The organism is Nocardiopsis mangrovi (genome assembly GCF_042653925.1).
Taxonomy (GTDB): Bacteria; Actinomycetota; Actinomycetes; order Streptosporangiales; family Streptosporangiaceae; genus Nocardiopsis_B; species Nocardiopsis_B mangrovi.
Genome location: NZ_JBHSFQ010000008.1, coordinates 20,492 through 42,371, shown reverse-complemented (window position 1 = coordinate 42,371; position 21,880 = coordinate 20,492). Strand labels below are relative to the sequence as shown.

The 21,880-nt window shown below is 68.7% G+C and carries 20 protein-coding genes; 11 read left to right on the top strand and 9 right to left on the bottom strand.

All coding sequences use genetic code 11. The features are described from left to right. Positions 1-50: 50 nt before the first annotated feature. A complete protein-coding gene (locus tag ACFO4E_RS10835) occupies positions 51-1,064 on the bottom strand; it encodes an NAD(P)/FAD-dependent oxidoreductase (RefSeq protein ID WP_378573500.1) in 1,014 nt (337 codons plus the stop codon). Positions 1,065-1,162: 98 nt separating this feature from the next. On the opposite strand from ACFO4E_RS10835, the gene ACFO4E_RS10830 reads away from it, so the two are divergent. The 4 genes from ACFO4E_RS10830 to ACFO4E_RS10815 all read left to right on the top strand — a co-directional run bounded on the left by ACFO4E_RS10830 (position 1,163) and on the right by ACFO4E_RS10815 (position 4,191). Further along, positions 1,163-1,759, top strand: coding sequence for a helix-turn-helix domain-containing protein (locus ACFO4E_RS10830; protein WP_378573498.1), 597 nt, complete (start codon positions 1,163-1,165; stop codon positions 1,757-1,759). A gap of 115 nt (positions 1,760-1,874) precedes the next feature. After that, positions 1,875-2,732 carry a class I SAM-dependent methyltransferase gene (locus ACFO4E_RS10825; RefSeq protein WP_378573496.1) on the top strand — a complete coding sequence of 286 codons (858 nt, stop codon included), beginning with the start codon at positions 1,875-1,877 and terminating at the stop codon, positions 2,730-2,732. A 180-nt stretch (positions 2,733-2,912) separates the two neighbouring features. Then, on the top strand, positions 2,913-3,767 hold the full coding sequence (locus ACFO4E_RS10820; RefSeq protein ID WP_378573494.1) for a DUF1684 domain-containing protein: 855 nt from the start codon (positions 2,913-2,915) through the stop codon (positions 3,765-3,767). Positions 3,768-3,816: 49 nt separating this feature from the next. Further along, positions 3,817-4,191 (top strand): nuclear transport factor 2 family protein, encoded by a 375-nt coding sequence (locus tag ACFO4E_RS10815; protein ID WP_378573492.1) that lies wholly within the window; start codon positions 3,817-3,819, stop codon positions 4,189-4,191. Positions 4,192-4,313: 122 nt separating this feature from the next. Here ACFO4E_RS10815 and ACFO4E_RS10810 read toward each other — a convergent pair whose 3' ends face one another. The 8 genes from ACFO4E_RS10810 to acmB all read right to left on the bottom strand — a co-directional run bounded on the left by ACFO4E_RS10810 (position 4,314) and on the right by acmB (position 13,839). Continuing rightward, positions 4,314-5,222, bottom strand: a complete 909-nt coding sequence (locus ACFO4E_RS10810) for an aldo/keto reductase (protein ID WP_378573490.1) — start codon at positions 5,220-5,222, stop codon at positions 4,314-4,316. Between the two features lie 120 nt (positions 5,223-5,342). After that, the gene (locus tag ACFO4E_RS10805; protein WP_378573488.1) at positions 5,343-5,903 is read right to left on the bottom strand and encodes a TetR/AcrR family transcriptional regulator; all 561 of its coding nucleotides are present in this window, start codon (positions 5,901-5,903) and stop codon (positions 5,343-5,345) included. Between the two features lie 241 nt (positions 5,904-6,144). Continuing rightward, a complete protein-coding gene (locus ACFO4E_RS10800) occupies positions 6,145-6,759 on the bottom strand; it encodes an ABC transporter permease (RefSeq protein ID WP_378573486.1) in 615 nt (204 codons plus the stop codon). Positions 6,760-7,000: 241 nt separating this feature from the next. Beyond that, positions 7,001-9,148, bottom strand: coding sequence for a GMC oxidoreductase (locus tag ACFO4E_RS10795; RefSeq protein WP_378573484.1), 2,148 nt, complete (start codon positions 9,146-9,148; stop codon positions 7,001-7,003). A gap of 324 nt (positions 9,149-9,472) precedes the next feature. After that, positions 9,473-9,880, bottom strand: coding sequence for a Dabb family protein (locus tag ACFO4E_RS10790; RefSeq protein WP_378573482.1), 408 nt, complete (start codon positions 9,878-9,880; stop codon positions 9,473-9,475). A 56-nt stretch (positions 9,881-9,936) separates the two neighbouring features. Next, positions 9,937-10,791 carry an SDR family oxidoreductase gene (locus ACFO4E_RS10785; protein ID WP_378573481.1) on the bottom strand — a complete coding sequence of 285 codons (855 nt, stop codon included), beginning with the start codon at positions 10,789-10,791 and terminating at the stop codon, positions 9,937-9,939. A 119-nt stretch (positions 10,792-10,910) separates the two neighbouring features. Then, positions 10,911-12,329 carry an MFS transporter gene (locus ACFO4E_RS10780; protein ID WP_378573479.1) on the bottom strand — a complete coding sequence of 473 codons (1,419 nt, stop codon included), beginning with the start codon at positions 12,327-12,329 and terminating at the stop codon, positions 10,911-10,913. A gap of 322 nt (positions 12,330-12,651) precedes the next feature. Next, on the bottom strand, positions 12,652-13,839 hold the full coding sequence (acmB, locus tag ACFO4E_RS10775) for a methyl acetate hydrolase AcmB (protein WP_378573477.1): 1,188 nt from the start codon (positions 13,837-13,839) through the stop codon (positions 12,652-12,654). Between the two features lie 1,247 nt (positions 13,840-15,086). Between acmB and ACFO4E_RS10770 the strand changes: the two genes are divergently transcribed. The 7 genes from ACFO4E_RS10770 (at position 15,087) to ACFO4E_RS10740 (ending at position 21,877) form a co-directional block, all read left to right on the top strand. After that, complete coding sequence (locus tag ACFO4E_RS10770) at positions 15,087-16,505, top strand: MFS transporter (RefSeq protein ID WP_378573475.1); 1,419 nt, start codon at positions 15,087-15,089, stop codon at positions 16,503-16,505. A 421-nt stretch (positions 16,506-16,926) separates the two neighbouring features. Beyond that, the gene (locus ACFO4E_RS10765) at positions 16,927-17,259 is read left to right on the top strand and encodes a hypothetical protein (RefSeq protein WP_378573474.1); all 333 of its coding nucleotides are present in this window, start codon (positions 16,927-16,929) and stop codon (positions 17,257-17,259) included. Positions 17,260-17,313: 54 nt separating this feature from the next. Further along, complete coding sequence (locus ACFO4E_RS10760) at positions 17,314-17,613, top strand: WXG100 family type VII secretion target (protein WP_378573472.1); 300 nt, start codon at positions 17,314-17,316, stop codon at positions 17,611-17,613. A 65-nt stretch (positions 17,614-17,678) separates the two neighbouring features. Further along, entirely contained in the window at positions 17,679-18,101 is a 423-nt protein-coding gene (locus tag ACFO4E_RS10755) for a hypothetical protein (protein WP_378573470.1), read from the top strand. Positions 18,102-18,162: 61 nt separating this feature from the next. Next, positions 18,163-21,201, top strand: coding sequence for a hypothetical protein (locus ACFO4E_RS10750; RefSeq protein ID WP_378573468.1), 3,039 nt, complete (start codon positions 18,163-18,165; stop codon positions 21,199-21,201). Next, positions 21,116-21,463 (top strand): YbaB/EbfC family nucleoid-associated protein, encoded by a 348-nt coding sequence (locus tag ACFO4E_RS10745; protein WP_378573782.1) that lies wholly within the window; start codon positions 21,116-21,118, stop codon positions 21,461-21,463. Before ACFO4E_RS10750 ends, ACFO4E_RS10745 begins: the two co-directional genes overlap by 86 nt. 57 nt (positions 21,464-21,520) lie before the next feature. Further along, complete coding sequence (locus tag ACFO4E_RS10740) at positions 21,521-21,877, top strand: hypothetical protein (protein WP_378573466.1); 357 nt, start codon at positions 21,521-21,523, stop codon at positions 21,875-21,877. Positions 21,878-21,880 lie beyond the last annotated feature (3 nt).

Below are 21,880 nucleotides of genomic sequence, written 5' to 3'. Positions count from 1 at the left end.
GGCCCGCACCACCGCGCATCGCCGTGGGCGGTCGCGCGCCGGTGCGGGCGTCAGGTCGTGGTGGTCCCGCCCTGCGCGGCGGCGAGCGCCGCGTCGGTGTCCGCGGCGGCCAACTGGGCGTTGATATGGGAGCCGGCCAGGGCGCCGGCCGCGGCGGAGGCGCCGACCTGGGCCATGAGGTCGGTGGCGTTGCCGGCCACCCACACGCCCGGGACCTCGGTGGTTCCCGCCATTCCGGAGGCGAAGCGGCGCCCCGTGCCGCCGGCCAGGTCCTCCATCGGCAGCTTCAGGCCGTCCAGACCCTCGGTGCGGGCCCGCATGTGCGTCGCGACGGCGAGGACGCGTCGGGCCACGACCGCACCGTCGGCCATGCGCACCCCCGCGATACCGCTGTCCTGGCCGGTGACGACTTCCCGCACCGGGGCGTCGACGATGCGGATCCCCCGGGCGGCGAAGCGCGCCCGGGTATCGGCATCCGGCTCGTGGCCGAGGGTGAAGTAGATCAAGTCGTCGGTCAGCTGACGGAACAGCAGCGCTTGGTGGACCGAGGCGGGGCCGGTGGCGAGGACGCCGATGGGCTCGTCGCGCACCTCCCACCCGTGGCAGTAGGGGCAGTGCACCACACCGTGTCCCCAGTGTTCGGCGAGCCCGGGAATGTCCGGCAGTTCATCGCGCAGTCCGGTGGCCACCAGTACACGGCGCGCTGTCACGGCCCGGCCGTCGGCCAGGATGACGGTGAACCGGAGGTCTCCGTCGGGGGCCGGGGCGGCAGGTTCGGTCGAGCCCACCTCGCCGGAGACGACCCGACCGCCGTACCGGCGCACCTGTTCACGGCCCCGTTCGAGGATCTCGGAGGGCGGTCGACCGTCCAGGACGATGAAGCCGTGCACGGCCTCGGCGGGAGCGTTGCGCGGGGTGCCACTGTCGATCACGACGACCGAGCGGCGGGAGCGGGCGAGTATCAGCGCACCGTTCAACCCCGCGGCACCGCCGCCGATCACCACGACGTCGACGGCCTCACTGGGCAGTGCGTCGCTCGCGTGCGCGGAAGCCCTCACGGACATGGCTCGCACCCTCTTCCCTCATGCGTGGACCCGGAGGTTCCGGGCCATCTGCGCACGACGCTAACCCCACGTTGCAGGAAGGGCATACGATGTTGCCCATGACGCAAGAAGATGGAGACCTGGACGGCCTCGTGCGCAAACGGATCCGCGCTCTGCGGGTCGCGCAGGGCTGGTCCCTGGACGAACTGGCTACCCGCGCCCACCTCGGCCAGTCCTCACTGAGCCGCATCGAGAACGGTCAGCGCCGGCTCGCACTGGACCAGCTCGTCGCCCTCGCCCGGGCCCTGGACACCACACTCGACCAGCTCGTCGCGACCGCCACCGACGACGTCGTCACCAGCCCGATGATCGACGGCGCCCATGGCCTGATGCGCTGGCCCATCAAGGGTGACCCCGGCATGAGCGTCGTGCGTCAGCGGATGACCGAACCGCCGCCCGACAACCCCGCCCGCATGCGCGCCCACCCCGGCCGCGAATGGCTGGTCGTCCTGTCCGGCACCGCGATCCTCATGCTCGGCCACCGCCGCTTCCGCGTCGAGACCAACCAGGCCGCCGAGTTCCCCACCATGATGCCGCACGCGATCGGGGTCGAGGGGGGACCGTGCGAGATCCTGGGCATCTTCGACCGCGACGCCCGCCGCGGCCACCAGCGGGACGGCGGTGGCCGTGACGACGCCCAGGGCGTCGGCGAGTAGGCATGGGGCCCCGGTGAACGTGGAGTCTTGCGCGTCGGGCAGTGCGGAGGGTCATTGTCTTGCGTTAACGGGAAGGAATCGTGCTGCTCGCGCATGACCGGCTTACTGTGGCGGTATGAGCCAAGCGCACCAGCACACCTCCCAGCACGGCCACCACCAGGAGCACGGCACCGGCGACCAGACGGAGATCCTCGACCTGGACGCCGAGGTTCTCGCCGAGCACACGGCCGCCATCACCGCATGGCTCCCCCTGAAGACCGCCCCGAGCCGGATCCTGGACCTGGGCTGCGGCACGGGGGCGGGCACCTTCGCCCTGCTCGACCGCTTCCCCGGGGCACACATCACCGCCGTCGACGCATCGGTCGAGCACCTCCAGCGCCTCCGCGAAAAGGCATGCGCCCGCGGAGTGGACGACCGCGTACACACCGCACAGGCCGACCTCGACTCCCGCTGGCCCGACCTCGGCTCGCCGGACCTGGTGTGGGCCTCAGCGTCGATGCACCACATGGCCCACCCCGACCGCATCCTGCGAAACGTGCACGACACGCTCGCGCCCGGCGGCCTGTTCGCCGTCGTCGAGCTGGCCGGCTTCCCCCGCTTCCTGCCCGAAGGCGCCCCCGGATACCGGCCCGGTCTGGAAGCACGCTGTCACGCCGCGGCCGACCGCTTCCACACTGAGCACCTGCCCAACCGCGGCGCCGACTGGGGTCCGATGCTGGCCGCAGCCGGGTTCACGATCGAAGGCGAACGCTCCATCCCCGTGAACATCGAGGGATCCCGCGGCGAAGCGATCGGCCGCTACGCCCTCGCCGGCCTCCAGCGCATCCGCGGCGTCGCCGCCGACGCGCTCTCCGCCGAGGACCTCGCCGCGCTCGACCGGCTCCTCGACACGGACGGCCCGGACAGCATCCTGCGTCGCGACGATCTGGGGGTGCGCACCGAACGCACCGTCTGGGCCGCACGCCGCCCCTGATTCCCAGCGTCCCTGGTTGCCCGCAGTACAGCCCCAGCATCGGATCCTTGCCTTGAAAGCAAGATCCTATGCCGATCACGCATCCGGCTCGCAGGTTGAATGCGCGGTCTCCCGGCGCGGCACCGCGGCGGACCACGCAGCACACACACCGTTCACAGCGCAGAGAAAAGGAGCATGCCCATGGCCACACCTCAGACCCCGCCCGTTGAGAAGCCTGCGGCCGGCGATGACGACTCGAACGGCCTGCCCGCCGAGTACGAAGCCTGGCGCCGAGGCCGATGGGAGGAGGTCGCCGGAGCGAACGGCAAGGCCAAGGTCGTCGCCAACGGCAGGATCACCGACCGCGACACCCACACGCTTCCCGGTGTCCCCGGCCGGTGGAGTACCAGCGCGTCCGGTGCCCTGACCGTTACCGCCGACGCCGCGGACGGCGTGGCGGTCGACGGCACGACGGTCGAAGGAACCGTCGAAGTCCCCTCCGGCTGCTCTTTGGGATTCCCCGACGACATGGTCGGCTTCGCCGGCGGCGCCGACGGATCCTACGGCCTGGTCGTCATGGACCACGGCGCCGTCGAACGCTCCGGGCTCAGCGGCATCGATACCTTCCCCTACGACCCCTCCTGGGTCCTCGAAGGCCGCTACCGCGCGGCGCCCGACGGCCGGCGCATCGAAGTGGGACGGCTGACCCGCCCGCGCAGCACCGAGGCCATCCTCGCCCCCGTCGACCTAGTCGTGACCATCAAGGGCACCGAATACGTGCTCGCCGTCCTCGAAGACATGCCCGGCCAGCGTCTGGTGGTCTTCACCGATGAGACCAACGGTACCGAGACTCCCGAGATCGGCCGCTGGCTCGTCCTGCCACTGCTGGAGCCCGGCAGCACACTGACCGTCGACGCCAACCGGGCAACGCTCTCCCACCACCACCTGAACCCGGATGTCTTCGTCTGCCCCCTAGCGCCACCCGGCAACCACCTGCCCATGCGCGTTGAGGCCGGCGAACGCGCCCTGGTCCACGACACCACCGATCAGACCTGATCCGCCCCGCACCCGGCAGTCATCCACACCGCAGACGTAGAGGAGCATCATGAGCAACAACATCAAGGACACGGCCGTCACCTACCTCCGTGCGCTGGAGGAGCGCGACTGGGCGGCCGCCCGCGCCCTGTGCGCCGACACCGCCACCGTCTGGCACAACGACGGAAAAGGCGAGGAGACGATCGGGGCGAACATCGACGGGATGAAAGGGCAGATCGACTCCATCGAATCGATGCGCTACGACATCATCCGCCAGCTCTCCGAGCCGGGCGAGGTCCTCCAGCAGCACGTGGTGCACGTGGCCACGACGAACGGTATGCGCGGCGAAGTGCACGCCGCGGTCCGCTTCGGCTTCGACGACACCGGATTGATCACCCGCATCGAGGAGTACGCGAACTTCATCCCCGCGGGACAGGACGGCTGAGCGGACGCACGCAGAGGCGCCGCGGAGGATCTCGGCGGCGGAACGGGCGCAGGTCCGGGTGGTCGCGGGGCGGCGACCACCCGGACCCTTCCGACCGGGGCGCATTCACAAAGCCGCGTTCCTCATGTGCGTGACCGGGCGCCTGCACCCAGTGCCGTGTCGACCTCCTCCAGTTCGACGGGCCCAAGGACCCAACCCATGGCGGCGGCATTGACCTCGACCTGTTCAGGAGTGGTCGCGCCGGCGATCACCGACGGAACATCCGCTTGTGCCAAGAGCCAGCCGATCGACAACTCGATGATCGACTTCCCGTATCGATCGGCGACTTCCCGCAAGCGTTCGACCTTGCCGAGGTTCTCTTCGCTCGCCAACGGCGCGAACTCCGGCATGAACGCCAACCGAGACCCCTCGGGGATACCGTGGCGGCCGTTGTATTTGCCGGTCAACACCCCCGAAGCCAAGGGGAAATAGGGAACGACACCCAGCCCCGCCTGATGGGCGGCCGGCACCACATGCTCTTCGGCCCCCCGTGACAGCAGGTTCCACTCCACCTGAACGGCTCGCAAGGGGAATCCCTCGCTTTCGCCCGCCAGCGCGGCGGCCTCGTTGATCTGACCGGCATCGACGTTGGCCAGGGCGAAATCACGCACTTTTCCGGCCGCGAACAATGACCGGAACGCCTCCAGCATCTCCTCCACCGGCGCCTGCGGGTCCGGAGCGTGCTGATAGTAGACGTCGATCCGGTCGGTGCCCAGGCGGCGCAGGCTCCGTTCGGCCGCACGGATGATCCATTCGGACAGTTCGCCCGGGCGGTAGCCGCCTGACGGTTCCCGCCACCGGTACTTGGTGGCGATCACCGCCTCGTCACGGCGGGAGCCCAGTGCGGCGCCCAGATACTCCTCGGACGCGCCCTGGCCGTACACCTCAGCGGTGTCGAAATGGTTGATGCCGAGGTCCAAGGCGGTACCGACGACCGCTGCCGTCTGTGCGCCATCGAGCTTCGTCCCGAAGTTGTTGCACCCCAGTCCCACAACGGAGAGCGAAGGTCCGGAACTTCCTAAGGCACGGTGATGCACGTGTTCCCCTTTTCCGTCGAGAGCCCACGGCATCGGCCGCGCGCGGGGGAGGCGGGCCACTCCGTCCCCAGGACATCAGGTTTCGCCGGCGGCGCCGGAGGCCAGGAAGCGATCGGCCCACTCATCGCTCCCGGCGATTGCGGGCAGGTTCATCGAGGCGGCCACCAGGTACAGCGTGCCGGCGGCGAAGAAGTCGTGCGCCAGGTCGGTGTCGATCCCCGGCAGTGCCTCGATCCGGTCGACGGTGTTCTTCGTCCAGGCGTGCATCAGGTCGCGGATGTCGGGGTCCTCGCAGGACGCATATCCCTGGAGCAGCATGAGCATCAGCTCGCGGTTCTCCATGAGGACGCCCCAGGCGTTGGCCATGGTCTCCAGATGCCGGCTGTCGGCTTTCTCGCCCGGAACGAACACGTCCCGTTCGACCGTCGTGAAGACCCGCTCCAGCACCGCGACGAAGAGCCCCTTCTTGGTCGAGAACACCCGGAACAGGTTCGGGTGGGAGATCTCCACATCCTTGGCGATGGTCACGGTCGAACCGCCGTGCAGCCCCTTGTGGCTGAACTCCTTCAGCGCCGCCGCCAAGATCTGCTCACGGCGGCGCTCGATGCTGACCCGTGCTCTCCTCTCTGTCGCCACTTTTGATAGTAAACACTCACTGTAAACGTGCGTCAAGCTCTTTAACCCATAGGGACAAGGCCGTCACCCGTGGAGATGCGGTCGGCTCCGAGATGGGTGTGACGGTCGCCGGTCGGCCTGCGTGCAACGCCGTTGCGCGCCGTTCCATAGATGGCGAAACGCGGTGGTCCGATCGGACCACCGCGTTCAGCGTGCCAGGGGTGGGATGACACGTCCCCTGCGGAACCGGAGCGGGGGAGGTTCAGCCGAGGGCGGCGAGGCGGCGGCCTTCGAAGTAGGCGGCGATGAGGTAGGCGCTGCCGCCGGCGAGGGCGAGTACCCAGTAGGGGCCGGGCTCGGTGAGGAAGAGCGCGGCGGTGGAGATGAGCGCGAGGCTGCTTCCGAGGGTGTAGTGCAGGACGTTGCGGCGCGCGGCGCCCTCGGCGATGTTGATCATGCCGACGATGAACACGGCGCCGATGGGAAAGAGGACGTTCTCAACCTCGGGCGGCAGGTCGACAGTGCTCGTCAGGCCGATGATGGCGAGGGTGACGGCGATGAAGCCGGTGGCCCAGGCGTTGCCGACGAGCTTCTCACTGAGGACGTCGGCCGGGTCGGCGTCGCGCTGGGCACGCCTGCCGGCCATGAGGGAGGAGCCCACACCGGGCACGATACCGGTGGCGAGCAGGACGAAGGGCACCCATGTGGGCAGGTCCATCAGGGGGTCGGCTCCGGCGGAGACGGCGAAGGCGCCGTGTCCGAACACGAAGGCGAACGCGAAGGCGAGGTAGGCGCGGCGGCTGTCGATCCGGCTGGGGCGCAGGTCGTTCGCGCCGTCGCGGGCGACAGTGGGGGTTTCGGCGGTGGTATCGGTCATGGTGGTCCTCCGGTCGGGGTTTGGTTGTTCGGGCGTGGGTCGATGGATGCGGGGGCGGTAACTGGAAGGGGCCGGGGGCCGGTCCACGCCTCGCGACACCGGTGACGGGTGATGGGAGGCGCGGAGGGCTCAGGGCGGCAGGGGCGACGTGCACCTTCAGCGCGGGGCGTCTCGGTCATCGGGTCGGCGCCGGAATTCCCGGCAGCGGTGGCCGGCGCGGTCGCGGTGATCCCTGCGCCGGTCATGGCGTTCGCCGCCGCATGGCCGAGGCGGCGAAGAACGATACGAAACGCGCGACCGCACGCAGTCGGCGTGCGCGGGTGAACCCGACACCTCGGAGAGATGCCCCGAGCCGGGGCAGGTCGGCGCCGCCGATGGTGATCACGAAGTGCCGGCGCTCATCGGGTGTGCCGTCGACCGGGGAGATCTCGGTCTGCAGGCGGGTGAGCCCGGTCAGGAGCGCCAGCGGGTTGCGCGAGCGCACGCTCTTGGTGCCGGAGAGCTGCCACGGGCGTCCGTCGTCGTCGTGGAAGCGCAGCGCGTAGGACATCGCCTCCCGTCTGCCCTGGGGGAAAAGGGACAGCGTGCCCGAGATGCCCATGCGCGTGGCGATGTCCTCGACGTCGATCACGCCCCGCATCCGCACCGTGTGCGCCGGATCGGCGAGGAACGCGTCCATGCCCGGGATCTCCGCCTTCAAGGACAGGACCATCATCGGGTTCTCGCGCCGGCGTGTGGCCATGCGCTCCTGGAAGACGACACCGTCGCCCTTGGTGGCGGTGTGGAGCCGGGACATGGACGCGAAGGCGGCGTCCTCGGGGACGTCGGCGGGGACCACCGCCTCCCATTCGGGGGCGCGCCATTCGGGGCGGCCCGAGCGGCGGATCACCGTCTCGATGGAGCGTTCGGCGGTCGCGAGGATCGTGGCGGAGGGGTTGACCCCGGTGGCCGCGGGGAGCACCGAGCCGTCCATGACGAACAGGCCCGGGTAGCCGTGCACTTCGCCGGCCTCGTCGGCGACGCTGGTGGCGGCGTCGGGGCCGGGGCGTACCCCGCCGAGTGCGTGGACGGTGATGGTGCGGCGCAGCAGCGACCAGGTGAAGGGGTTGTACAGGCGGGCGTTGACGAGGCTCGCGATCGTCGGCCCCACCCGGACCTGGGAGCGGTACAGGTGGGCCTGCCACTTATTGTTCCAGGTCAGTGTCGCGTCCCCGGCCCGGTCCAGTCGCAGGGTCCCGTTGCCGGAGTCCCGGCCCATCGCGAGCACGGCGAAGGTCTGGCCGGCGCCGGTCCTGCGTACGCGCCGCCGCCACCAGTGGCGTGCATTGCGGGCCGGCAGGAGGGTGTCGAACAGGGTGTTCAGGGGCGGGGGAAAGGCGCCGTCCTGCACCTGATACCACACCGACCGGTGCCCTTCGGCCACGTCCAGGACGGTGTTGGTGGTGATGGTGGGCCCGGTCGTCATGTCGGGCTGCTCGCCGCGGAGTTCGGCCAGGGTGAGGAAGTCGCCGTTGCCGGAGAAGCCCCGGCCCAGCTCGCGTGAGATGTCGGGCAGTGTGCCGTGCACGTCCCGGGAGCGCAGGAGGAGTTCGTTGGTGGCCACCGCCCCGGCGGCCAGGACGACGCGCGGGGCGGTCCACTCGCGGAGGGGGGCGTCGGGGTCGGTGGGGGTCGAAGCGGTCACCGCGTATCCGCCGTCGCGCTGCTCGATGAGCTGGACCTGCGCGTCGGTGACGGCTTCGGCGCCGGATGCCTCTGCCACGGCGAGGTAGGAGGTGTCCAGGGTGTTCTTGGCGCCGTGGTTGCAGCCGATGACGCATTCACCGACGAAGGCGCAGCCGCGGCGCGCGACGCCGTGGGTGTTGGGCCGCCAGGTGTCGGGGTCACCGAAGGTCACTGCCAGGTTCGGGCGGACGGTGGCCTCGTCCTTGTCCGTGCCCGCCAGGAGCTGTTCGATGAGCTCGGTGCGGGGCGGTGCCTTACCGGTGCGGGGGTCGTCGCCCACCGGGGCGACGCCGATCATGTGCGCGGCCAGGTCGTAGTAGGGGTCGAGCTTCGCACGGCGCAGGTGGTCCGGCCAGCGCTCGTCCATCGTCCCTTCGAAGGGACGGGCGAAGACGTTGGCGTAGACGAGGGAGCCGCCGCCCCAGCCGGCCCCTTGGACGCTGGCCATGTTGTCGAGCCAGCGGATGTCGTAAAGTCCCCGGTCGACGTCCCACAGCCAGCCGTCGTCCAGGCGCGACCGGCGGGGGAAGTCGCCGGGCTTCCAGCGTCGGCCGCGTTCGAGGACGATGACCGAGAACCCCGCCTGCGCGAGGCGGGCCGCGGCCACCGCGCCGCCGAACCCGCTGCCGACGACGATGGCGTCGGCGTCGAATCGATCAGTCATGAACGTTCCCTTCAGGGCGGATGTCGTGGTGGGTGGGTGCGCCCGCCGTCGACGAGCGGCGGGTCGGCGCAACGGTGCCTACGCCCGTGCCGGGGTTCGGCGCCCGTGAACAGGCGGCCGCGGCCCCGGCACGGGGCGCACCGGACACGTGTGCGTCAGGTGGCAGGGGAGGCGGGTGGACCCTCGGTGGGCGCGGGGCGCCGAGGGTCCGGTGCCGCGGCCGGTGACCGGGCGACACCGGCGCGAGGCCGTTCACAGCTCCCCCCGGCGGCACGCCGGTGGACGGTGGGGTGCACGTGCGAACGGCCTCGTCGCCGAGGTCGGTCAGGCCGCGTGCTTGCCGGGTGCGGCGCTGCCCTTGTACTCGTTGAGGTTGGAGACCAACTCGGTGAGGTCGGGGTTGGCCTCGAAGCGGCGCCGGTGGATCTCGGTGATCTTCTCGCCGATCTCCGGGTCGGGGTCGTCGGTGATGTCGAACGACATGAACTTGTCGATCAGCGGCAGACCCATCAGGTCGATCTCCAGGTGCGCCGGGTCGTTCATCATCTTGTCGTAGGTCTCGATGTCCTCGATCGCGGAGACGACGCCGTACTGGTACTCCCCGCCGAAGTCGCGGCCGGCACCCCCAGGGAACGTGCCGTTGCCCTCCCCGGTCATGTTCGACATGATCGCGTCCACGGTCTCCTGGGGGACCTCGGGCTTAACGGTGAATCGGATGAAGTGGTAGATCATGGTGGTTCCTTTCGTCGGATGTTCGGTGTGGCGACGGGGCCTGGCCGAAACGGTGGTCAGGCCTGGGCGAAAACCGCGGCGTGGTCGCGGGCGAAGTCGGTGACGTCGCGCGCGGGGCGCCCGGTGAGGTCGGCGACCCAGGTGGACAGCTCGGCGGCCTCACCCCGGGCGTAGTGGGCGTAGTCCTCGACCAGGCCCTCGAGCTGCCAGGGCGGAACGAAATCGGCCAGGGCGGCGGTGAACTGCTCGGCGGGCACGTCGTGGAAGACGACCTCGCGCCCGGAGGCGGCGGAGAGCGCCTGGGCGATCTCGTGGTGGGTCACGGCCCGGGGACCGGTCAGTGTGTAGGTCTGGCCGGTGTGGCCGGCGCTGGTCAGCACCGCCGCGGCGGACTCGGCGATGTCGCGGGTGTCGATGGCGCTGACGGCGGCGTCGCCGATGGGTGCGGCGAAGAAGCCCTGGGCGATGGTGCCGGCGAAGGCGAGCAGCGACTGCAGGTACAGGTTGGGCCGCAGCACCGTGTAATCGAGGCCGAGTCCCTTGACGTGCTCCTCGACCTCGGCGTGCCAGCGCAGGAACCGCACCGGCGAGTCCGTGCGCGCACCGTACTGCGACAGCAGCACGAACCGTTCCACGCCGAGGTCGCGGGCGATGCCGGCGAAGCGCTTCTGCACCTCGGCGGCGTCGGGCTCCGAGGGGCTGTTGAGGAAGACCCCGTCGACGTCCTTGAGTGCGGTGGCGACCGACTCCGCGTCGCGCAGGTCGGCGACGACGTTCTCGACGCCGGGGACGGGCCGGTCGGGGTTGCGGATCATCGCGCGGACGGTGGCTCCGCGCTCCTGCAGCGCGGCGACCAGCGCGGAGCCCACGGTCCCGGTCGCACCGGTCACGAGTACGGTCGGGTTGTCCATCAGCATCCATCCATTTCTTGATGCCGCCGGGGCGGTTCCCCGGCGGGGTGCTTCTCTGCTTCCATCGCCTGGTCGGCGGTGGGGGTCTTTCGTCTCGCGGGAGTTCTCTTCGCTTGCTGTCAGCGCGGACCGGCGGTGGCGGGGGCCGGTTTCGGTCGGGCAGGAGGGATGAGGGAGAGCGCGAGGGCGGTGAGGATGAGCGTGGTCTGGGCGAGGAAGGCGGTCGTGAACGAGATGTCTCCGTTGGCCCCCGCCGCGCCGATGGCGAGCCCGGCCAGGGCGGCGAGCCCGACCGCGCCGCCGAGCTGCTGGCCGGTGCTGATCAGTCCGCTGATCAGTCCGGATTCGCCTTCCCCGCTGTCGCGCACCGCCATCGTGACGGCGTTGGTGGTGCTGAGGCCGAGGCCGGTGCCGATCAGCAGGAAGGCGCCCAGAAGGTGCGCGGAGAAGCCGTCGGTCGCCGGGTTCAGCACCAGCCACAGCAGGCCGGCGAGCAGCGGGACGAGGCCGGCCGGCAGCGCGCGGGCCGGCCCGATTTGGGTGGCCAGCAGCGGCGCGGTGGCGCTGCCCACGATGATCATGGCGGCGATGGGGAGCTGGCCCATCCCGGTGGCCAGCGCGCTCATCCCCAGGACCTCCTGCTGGTAGAGGGGCAGGAAGAAGAGCAGGCTCATCAGTGTGGCGCCGAGCAGCAGCATCACCGCGGCCGCCGTGACCACCGGCTGCCGGCGCAGAACAGTGAGCGGGACCAGGGGGTGCGCGCAGCGTCGTTCCGCGACCACGAAGGCGGCGAAGGAGGCCACGCCCACCACCAGGGCGATCAGCGTGCCGGGCGCGCTCCATCCGGTCTCCGGGGCGAGGACCATGCCGAGTGCGAGACCGGAGACCCCGACGGTAATGGTGACCGCGCCGGCCACGTCGAACGGGCCGGGGCGGCCCGGGAACGCCGGAACCGAGCGCCACACCGCGATCGCGCTGACGATGCCGAACGGCACCGGGGCCCAGAACACCGACTCCCACCCCAGCAGCTCGGTCAGCGTCCCGCCGAGGAAGACGCCGAGCAGACTGCCGGCACCCGTGATCGTTCCCCACATGCCCATCGCCCGGGTGCGCTCCGCGGCGGTCTCATAGAGGGCGAGCAGGAGTACCAGCGAGGACGGCATCAGGAGCGAGGCCCCGATCCCCTGCGCGACGCGCGCGGCGATCAGCACCGGTCCGCTGAGGGCCAGCGCGCAGGCGACCGACGCCGCGAGGTAGACGGCCATCCCGGCCAGGAACACCTTCCGGCCCCCGAGTACATCGGCGAGGCGGCCACCGAGCAGCAGTGGGCCGGCCAGTGCCACCAGGTAGCCGCTCGCGACCATGGTGAGTTCGGCGGCGGAGAGCCCCAGGCCCGTGCGGATCGCCGGCCCGGCCAGGTTCACCATCGCGACGCCGAGAACGACCAGGAACATGGAGGCCGCCAGGCCGGCCACCGCCACACCACGCGGTTTTCGCGCACGGGCGGCCACCGCGCTGGGTGTGGTCTGGTCGCTCATCGCATTTTCCTTGTCCAGAGAGTGTTCGGGTTCGTTTCACGTTCCGGTGGCCGCGGTAGGGCCGGCAGAGGGAGCCGCGGGATTCTTTCGTCACGGCCGATTCGGCTCCCGAGCGCTCTCCGGCCCCTTGACCCTGCCGCGATGGTTCGATGCATCTTCCTGGAGGGATCCGGATTGCGCTGAGTCCGTCCGGAGGCACATCAGGGATGCTGCGAAAAATGAGAATCGCCTGACCCGCACGGGCCGGATGTGCATGACATTGAGAGTCCGGGAGGGATGAATGTGAATCTGCGGCCGGCCCCCGGCTAAAACGTCGAATTTCCTAAGGCCGCGTCATTCTCTCGTAGGCGACCCGTTCGAAGTCGAGGTAGCCGCCGTAGGATGCGGGATCCATGAAGGGCAGGATCTGCGTGGCCCAGTAGCCGCCGATGCCGTTCTCCCGGTCGATCCAGTAGTAGAGGTTCGCTATCCCCGCCCATCCTTGGGCGCCCGCCGGTCGCCCCGTCGGGGCGGCCTCCTCGTTGATCATGAAGGCCAAGGACCAGGATTTGCGGATGCCCGGGAAGAATTCGACGTCGTTGGAGGTCTGGGGGAGTGCGCTGCGCAGCGGGGTGACGTTCATGCCGTCGGGTAGATGCCGCCGCACGGCGTCGCGCACCGTGGCCGACTCGAGCACGCGTCCGTGGTCGCCTTCGCCGTCGTTGAGCCACATGCGGATGAACTTGAGGTAGTCGCCGACGGTGCCGTAGAGGCCGTGCCCGCCGGGATCCACCTCGGGCGGACTCGGTAGTTCGAAGTCCATGGGCACGAGTCCGCCGTCGGCTGCGCGCTGGTGCATGCCGGCGATGCTCCGGCGGCGCGCGTCGTCGAGCGTGAAGGACATCGTGGTGATCCCGAGGGGCTGGAAGATCTCCCGGGCGAACACCTCGCCGAGGCGCTGCCCGGTGACGCCCTCGATGATCTGGCCGACCCAGTCGATACCGGCCCCGTATTCCCATCGCGTCCCGGGGTCGAACAGCAAGGGTGTGCGAAGAGCGGCGCGGGTGCCCGTCATGATCGAGGGCTGCCGGTTCTCACGGACGAGCCGGGCGTAGTCGGGATTGAACGACTCATACCCCAGGCCGGAGCTGTGTGTGAGCAACTGACGGGTCGTGATCTCGCCGGCCGGTGGACGCACGACCGGTTCACCCAGGTCGTCGAAGCCCGTCAGAACCCGCAGCTCTCCGATCTCCGGGGCGTACCATCGGGCCGGAGCGTCGAGGTCGAGCCGGCCGCGTTCCACGAGCTGCAGCGCCGCCGTCGCGGTGACCGCTTTCGTCGTCGACATCATCGCGACCGGTGACTCACTGGTCAGCGACTCGGCGCCGTCGGTACGGCGGACCCCCGTCGCGCGCAGATGTACGGTCCGATCCCTGTCGGTGACTCCGGCGATGACCCCTGGCACCCCGGGCGCGGATTCCACGGTTCGGCGGATCACCGCGTCCATCTCATCGGCGAGCGTATCGATCATCTTTCTCCTTCTTTCCTTCGAATATCGGGCGCCAATGAGAATGCAGTGAATTCGGTCTCCGCTCCGCCTGCCGTTGCAGGGGAGGAGCAGCAGGTGCGCCGTTGCCGGGCGCCGGCCGAAGGTCCCGGGTCTCTTCCAGGGCGTCCGGTCGCCAGCGAATGATAGTGAGTGCTAACTATCTTAAGCCTAAAAAAACACGTGGTCTCCCAAAGCTCAGGATCCGGACACCGGGAAGCGATTGGCCGCCGCGCCGCCTGCGGAGCGAGCGGGCAGGTTCATAACTGCGGCCACCGAGTGCGGCATGCCCGCGGCGAGAAATCGTGCCTCGGGTCGGCGTCGGCCACCGCTCGTGTGCCGGCGGCCGGTCCGTCTCCATGTCCTCGGCGACGGTCGTGGTCGAACCGTCCCGTGCGTCCCGCGGATGGACTCCTTCGGTGTCGCGGCCAGGATCTGCTCGCGGCGCCGCTCGAAGTCGGTCTGCGGGTCTTCGACACGTTTGATACTTAACACTCACTTCATGCGTGGCGTCAAATCCGCGACGGACAGGGACGCAGGAACCGCTGCCTTCGCTCGTCATCGATGAGTCGGCCAGGGGCGCGGCGTTCGACGGCGACGATGCACGGCCAGGCGGACACCTGGGGCGGTCGTCGTGGTGGGCTCTCACCCGGTGGCCCGTGATCAATGCGGCACGTCGCCCGGTCGGAGGGCGGTATCTCCACGGAGCTCGGGGTGAGATGGATCATAGGCCGCCCGTCGGACGTGCGGCTGTCTTTCACCGCCGCTCGGAAAACGCGAGGTCAGAGTCGCCGCAGCAGATCGACGGCGGACTGTGGGGACATCCATCGGGGCGGCCGGATGCGGTCCCTTTCCGCCAGGTGATCGGCTGTTGACCCGGTGTCCAGGGTGCCGTGGGTTGACGCCGGTGCAATAGTGACTGTTTACTCTCAAACGATCCCGGGTCGAGGCTGCGGGTCGGGATCGAGTGGTGCGGCGGCAGATCCCGGTCGCCCCACCGAAGGAGTCCGGGCCCAAGGTCTGTTCGCCGGTCCGACCGTGGGGTCGCCGGAGATGCGGCGGCCCCGGGCCCCGGCCCTGAGGGGCATATTTTCATGGCAAATTGATAGTTAGTACTCACTATCATTTCGAAGATGGCGAAACTTCCAAAGGTTCCCGCTGGTTCGCCACGACCGGTAGGTCCCCATCACAGCCGACGCCTCAGCACCTACTCGCCGATGAAGGACGCGACGATGAGCATCGAAACCGCACCTCCCCCGGTGCTCGCCCGGCCCCGGGTGGCGCGCGGTGTGGCGATGGCCGGCCTGGCGGGTGCCATGTTCCTGGTCATCCTCGACGGCACGATGGTGAACCTGGCCGGGCCGGCGATCCGGGACGGGTTCGGGCTCTCCGCCGCTGGACTGACGGCCGTCGCGAACAGCTACCTTGTGGCGTTCGCGGGGCTGCTGCTTCTCGGGGGCCGCCTCGCCGACGTGCTCGGAGGCCGGGGAGTGTTCCTGGCCGGGATGGCCGTCTACCTCGCGGCATGCGCGTTCTGCGCGCTGGCCCTCAGCGGACCGGTGCTGATCGCCGCGCGCGTCGCGCAGGGCATCGGGGCGGCGATCGTGGTGCCGTCCGCACTCGCGCTCGTGCTCGCCCTCTACCCGTCTCCCGCGGAGCGCACCCGGGCGATGGGCATCTGGGGCGCCATCGCGGCCGCCGGCAGTCTGCTCGGCGTCTTCCTCGGCGGGACGCTGACCCAGTTGTTGGGGTGGGAGTCGGTGTTCTGGGCCCCGGTGCCGTTCGGCATCGTCAGCGCGATCGCGGTGTGGCGCTCGGTTCCGGCGTTCCCGGGCCGCCCCGGCCCGTTCGACGTGGCCGGCGCGGTCACCATTACCGTCGGGGTCTCCGGTCTCGCACTCGGAATGGTCTCCGCGGCCGAAACCGGATGGGGTGCGGCCACAACGGTCGTCAGCCTCGCGGTGGGCATCGCCTCCCTCGCCGCGTTCGTGATAGCCGAGCAGCGCTCCTCCCACCCCCTGGTCCCGCTCACCGTCTTGCGCAGGGCACCAGTGGTCACCGCGAGTTCGGTGATGCTGCTGCTCGGCGCCACGATGACCAGCCTGTTCTTCTTCCTGCCCCTCTACCAGCAGGAGGTGCTGGGGATGGGTGCGCTGGAGACCGGAATGGCGCAGATCCCGATGGCCGCCATGACCATCGTGGGCAGCGCCGCCGCGCCGCTGCTGGCGCAGAGCATCGGGTCGGCCCGCGCGCTGCCGGTCGCCCTCGCCCTGCTGCTCACCGGCCTGCTGTGGCTGGTGCTGAATCCGATGACCGACGGCTTCTCCGCGCACCTTCTGGGCGCGTTCCTGCTGCTCGGCGCGGGCCTCGGGCTCGGCATCGTCACCGCCACGACGATCGCGGTGCGCGACAGCGGGGAAGGCGAATCCGGGCTGATCAGCGGACTGATCAACGCCGTGCAGCCGCTGGGCGGAGCGCTCGGGCTCGCGGTCCTGGCCGGGATCGCCATCGGCGCCGCAGGGACGCACGGGGACGTCTCCTTCACGGCCGCGTTCCTCGGCGAGGCCGTGCTCATCCTCATCGCCCTCACATTCTCGCTCATTTCCCCCGCCAGGACACGGTCGTCCGCGGTCACCGCGACCATGCGCTGACCCGCAGTCCTCCGTCCCGGCACGGCACGCAGCATCACCAAGCAACGGACACAGAGAAGGACCCTGCCAGGGAACCGCCCCGGCGCCCCGGAAAAAACGGATGTACCCACGAATATTCGCGATGACGATGTGTGATCTTCATATCTCCGTCCCAGTGAAATCGAGAATGCGGCTTCATTCGGGATGCGTTGTGTGAGCCGATCCGCCTGGCCAGTGAACACGTCCTCGTAGCCGCCGATATCTCATCATTCCCTGAAGAACCCGTACTGATTCGCATTCGAAAGTCGTTCACCCATTCGTGTCGGAGTGATGAGCGATGAGCAGGGACACGCCCGACCACATCGCTACTACGACCCGAACCCGCTTCCTCAACAGATAAGGAGTAGTGGACGTGAGTCTGACCACCAGTACCGAATACGGGATGACCACGGGTCGGACCGCCATGGAGACGGCCCACGCCGAGTGCAACGAGGTCTACACCAAGGTGGACTTCCTGCGCGACAGCCTGAAGTCGAGCTGGCAGGGCGGCGCGGAGGCGGGTTATGAGACCGCGCTGGTGAAGTGGCTGGAGGAGCTGCGGCTGATCGTCAATGGGATGAACCAGATGATCGGGACATTCGGCGGTACCACGCGCGGCATGTTGAACCTGGAGGACGACAACCTCGTCATCTCCTCTTCCTGGAACGACCAGCTCAATCCCAACCAGTCCGGCTACGCCGTGCAAGGCGAACTTCTCGGCCCGGGACGTTCCTGACACCATTCGGCCGTCCCCTGAAGCGGTCTCCGTCACGAAACGAGGTATCAGACGATGAGCGACTTTTCCGTCAAATACGCGGGCATGGACGATTCGGCGTTCGATCTGCGTGCGCGCACGCAGGATATCCGCAATTCCCTCGATGAGCTGGCCACGAAGATGGCCGCGGTCCGCGGCGAGCTCGACGGTTCCACGGCCGAGAACTACGACAACAGCATGGCGCAGTGGCGGCTCAACGTGCAGGACATGGAGTTCCTGCTGACCCAGGCCGAGCAGGCGCTGGTCCTGATCCGCGACAACTACAAGAACACCGACGACAGGCTGTCCCTCGAATGGGTCTCGCGGCATATGTAGGCGCCACCTTCCGGGAACGGGACGTTTCCGGCCGACCCGGGGTCGAATAGTCAGGAGGGCGAACGATGGCCGAAAAGACTGAGATCACACTTGACTACCTGAACGAATGCCGCACGGACAAGATCCTGCCGATGCTGGAGGACCTCCGTGAGCACAAGAGAGTCCTGGACGACTATGTCGGTGGCGGTCACGACGCCCCGCGGGTCTACGAGCTCCGCGTCGGCAATCACAAGCTGTTGCCGAACGCGGCCTTGTTGGACGCGCATTTGACGAGTTCCGTTGAGAAGATACGCGACGAGCTCAAAGCCCTGATCACCGAGCTCGAAGGGATGGACAGCAGGTTGCAGCAGGCTGACATCTACTTCAGGGACGTCGAGGAGGACGCGGCGCTGACCGCCTCCCAACTCGCCTACATCATCGACCCCGCGAATGCGTCCGCGCTAGGGGGGAGGTCCGGTAACCCGCCGGGCGACAGCAGCGAGGCGTGACCGGTCGGGGGCGCTGAACTGCCACCGCGGACGCCACGGGATCTAGCGAGGAGGAAAACCGGTGCCCGATCCGCATGAAGAGGACATCACTTCAGAGGATGAAGAAACCGAAAAAATCGGAGAGGAAGCGCCCAGCGCACCGTTGGAGGGGGCGCCGGCGTCGCGCAAACTCCACGACATCATGAACATCTTCGCCGACAGCGACTTGGGCGGCGCTGTCCCGCCGATGATCGACCCCGACAATGTCACGAAGATCGACTGGTTCGTGCGCTTCAGATCCGACCAGAAATCGCCGGACGAACTAACGCACTGGCTGGAGTCAGGATTTTCCGAGCAACGCGCTGCGGATGGCCGCGGGGGATGGAGCGACTCACGCAGTGCGCCCGGATCTTCTGGTCCTGAAAGCGATGAACGGGAACGCGTCTACTATTCCGGAATCGCTTTCGATCCCGATTTCTCCGGTTCTCCCGCCTGGAAGCTCTTCTTCGACAACATGTCAACGATCCTGGACGTCCCGTTAGGACACGACGGAGGGTCGAGCACAAATTACGACGCGAAAAATTTGGGGCAACTTTCGCAGGATCTCTATGATCTGCAAGGGATGCTCGACGGGCGGACCGACGATCTGAAGAGTTGGTGGAATGGGGCCTCGGACGCATTGAGCGGTGCGACCGCCGATGTGTTCGTGGGCCACCTGGGCAACCTTCTGGCACGGTTTCGCGCGCTCCGCGACCAAGTTTCAGAGTACCCCGACCCGATCATCGACGCCCGGAACTCGATCATTGTCCGCGCCAGAAACGATTTCTACTTTGCCTTTGGTTCTTGGGCCAAGGACAGACTGTTCCACCCGTCGGCCCATGTCGACAAATGGTTCAAGGACAACAAGGACATCGCCACGGTCAAAAAGGGGGACGACAGTACCCAGATCGGGGATATAGGGCCGGCCAATGATCCCAACACCTGGACGGAGATCCAGAATCGGATCCAGCGGTCATGGCGCGACCACCTGAATGAGTTCTCCGATCGCGTGGCCCAGCGCATGGACGTGTTCGCCGCCGAATACGACAAGAGCCGCGCCAGCATGGTTGAAATCACTCGGCCAGCGAGCATGCCGCTCGACTGGTCCGGTGCGGGCGGTGGTGGTGGCGGTGGAGGCGGTGGCAACGGCGACGGAGACGATCTGTCCGACATCGAGAAGGAGTACAACGACACATACGAAGACTGGTTGCGGGAACAGATCGAGTGGATGGAGGAAAACCCGCCCGGCGGTGGCGGTGGGGACGACGGAGACAGCGAGTCCGACGGCTCGGAGATGCAGGACCGGTACAACGAGGCCCTTGATGATTATTACCGGGAACTGATCGACGAGCTGGACAGCGGTCCTACGGCCGGTGGTGACGACCTCGGGGGCGGTGGCGACGGTGGCGGGGGTTCGGGCGGTTCGGGTGATTCCGATGCCGCGCGTGAGTACGAGGACGCGCTTGATGATTACTACCGGGAGCTGACCGAGGGCCTGGACAGCGGTCCTACGGCCGGTGGTGACGACCTCGGGGGCGGTGGCGACGGTGGCGGGGGTTCGGGCGGTTCGGGTGATTCCGATGCCGCGCGTGAGTACGAGGACGCGCTTGATGATTACTACCGGGAGCTGACCGAGGGCCTGGACAGCGGTCCTACGGCCGGTGGTGACGACCTCGGGGGCGGCGGTGGCGGTGGCGCTCCCATTCCGGTTGGCGGGGGCGGCGGCTCCGGAGACCGGCGCCGGCCCTCGGACGACTCCTCCGCCCAGGCGATCGACGACTACTACGACCAGGCCACCGGCGATCTCGACCGGCTCATGGCCGATTCGCCCGACCCCGACGGCGACGGCCGCAACGCCGACGGCGAGGCGCTGACCCCGGCGGAGCAGGAGTACCAGCGGGCCCTGGACGAGTATTCCCGCAGCCAGAGAGAGGACCTCGAGCAGCTCGCCTCGGATGGGCCGGACTCCAGTGGCGGCGACCTCGGCGGCGACGGCTACGAGCAGCGCCTGCAGGAGTACTACGACGAGGAAATGGGCAACCTCGACCGCCTGGTGTCGGACGTCGACGGCATCACCGACGAGAACGGCGACCCCGCCCCGGAACTGGATGAGTACCGGCAGCAGGTGGGCGACTACTACGACCAGCGCACCGGCGAGCTCGACGATCTCCTGACCGGCCCGGAATCCGGCGGCGGTGACTTGGGCGGTGGTGGTTCCGGTGGTGGGGACGGTTCGTCGGCGCAGGAGTACCAGGAGCGGCTGAACGAGTACTACGACCAGCAGGCCGCGGACCTCGACGAGCGGATGAACGCCGGCCCGGAATCCGGCGGCGGGGATCTGGGCGGTGGTGGTTCCGGTGGTGGGGACGGTTCGTCGGCGCAGGAGTACCAGGAGCGGCTGAACGAGTACTACGACCAGCAGGCCGCGGACCTCGACGAGCGGATGAACGCCGGCCCTGCTGCCGGGGGAGGCGGCCTCGGTGGCTCCCTGGGGCGCGGCGGAGGGGAGGAGGCGGGCGGTCCCCCGCCGTCCTACTCCATCGGCGACGGCTGGAGCGATCCCCGATCCGCCCCCGAGCGGCCGGTCCCCGACGCCAACGGGATCCGGAGCGGCGGCGGCGACCTGCGCGGCGGGTCGGAGGCGTTCACCGGAGCCGTCGGCAACGGAAACGGCAACGGTCAGGGCGGCGGCGAATTCAGCGGCCTGGGCGGCGGCGGGATGGGAGGCATGGGCGGCGGCGGGATGCCGCCGATGATGCCGCCGATGGGCGGCGGAATGGGAGGCATGGGCGGCGCCGGGGGCCAGGGCGAGAACGCGCGTACCCGTACCTCCTGGATGTCGGAGGACGAACGCGTCTGGGGCACCGGCGCGGGCGAAAAGATCTCGGTGCTGGGGCGCCCAGGCTCCGGCGACGTCACGAAGGGAGACCGCAATGAGCAACTTCCAGCAGGAAATGGAACAGGAACTCGCACGTCTACGGGAGGCCCAGGAGAACCTGTCCAAGGCAAGCGCAAGCCTGGCCTCGGCAACCGAAGAGGCCGTCTCCAAGGATCGGGGGATCAGCGCGACGGTCAACGCTGAGGGCGAGTTGGTCGACCTGAAGTTCCGCACCAACGCCTACAAGTCGATGCCGCCCGCCGAGCTCTCAGCCGCTGTCAGGGATGTGGTCAAGCGGGCCCGGGACCGCATACAGGACCGGGTGGTGGAAGCCTACGCCCCCTTCGCCCCCGAGGGCATCGACATGGAGGCCGCCCGGGCGGGCGGGTTCAACCCCGCCCAGATGCTCGCCGACCTCGGCCTGGACCGCCTCGACCTCCCCGAACCGGGCCGCCCCGGCAACTGACCCCGCGGCCCGCCCGCACCGACGACCCAGACCCCCGAAACACCGAAAGGAGTTGCCATGTCCGGTGATGGCATGTCCATTGACCCCGAACAAATGGCCCAGTTCGGAGCGCTGACGCAGCAGCCGGCCGACCTCGTCAGGAAGACCATGAAGGAGGTCGTGACCGAGGCCGAAGCCCTCCACCGCCTCGCCTGGGGCGACGGCGATGAAATCGCCAAAATCGGAGATCAGAAGTACCGCCCCGCGCTCGATCAGATCAGGGACGCCGGCGAGGAGCTTGCCGGAGCCCTTGACATTGCGGGCGAGAACACCGTCAAGAACGCCGGAGAACTCCGCGACGCCGATGACCGATCCCTCGATCTGGGCAACGACCTGGCCAACAACATGCCCGGCGGCGGCCGGATCCGGAATTAGGGA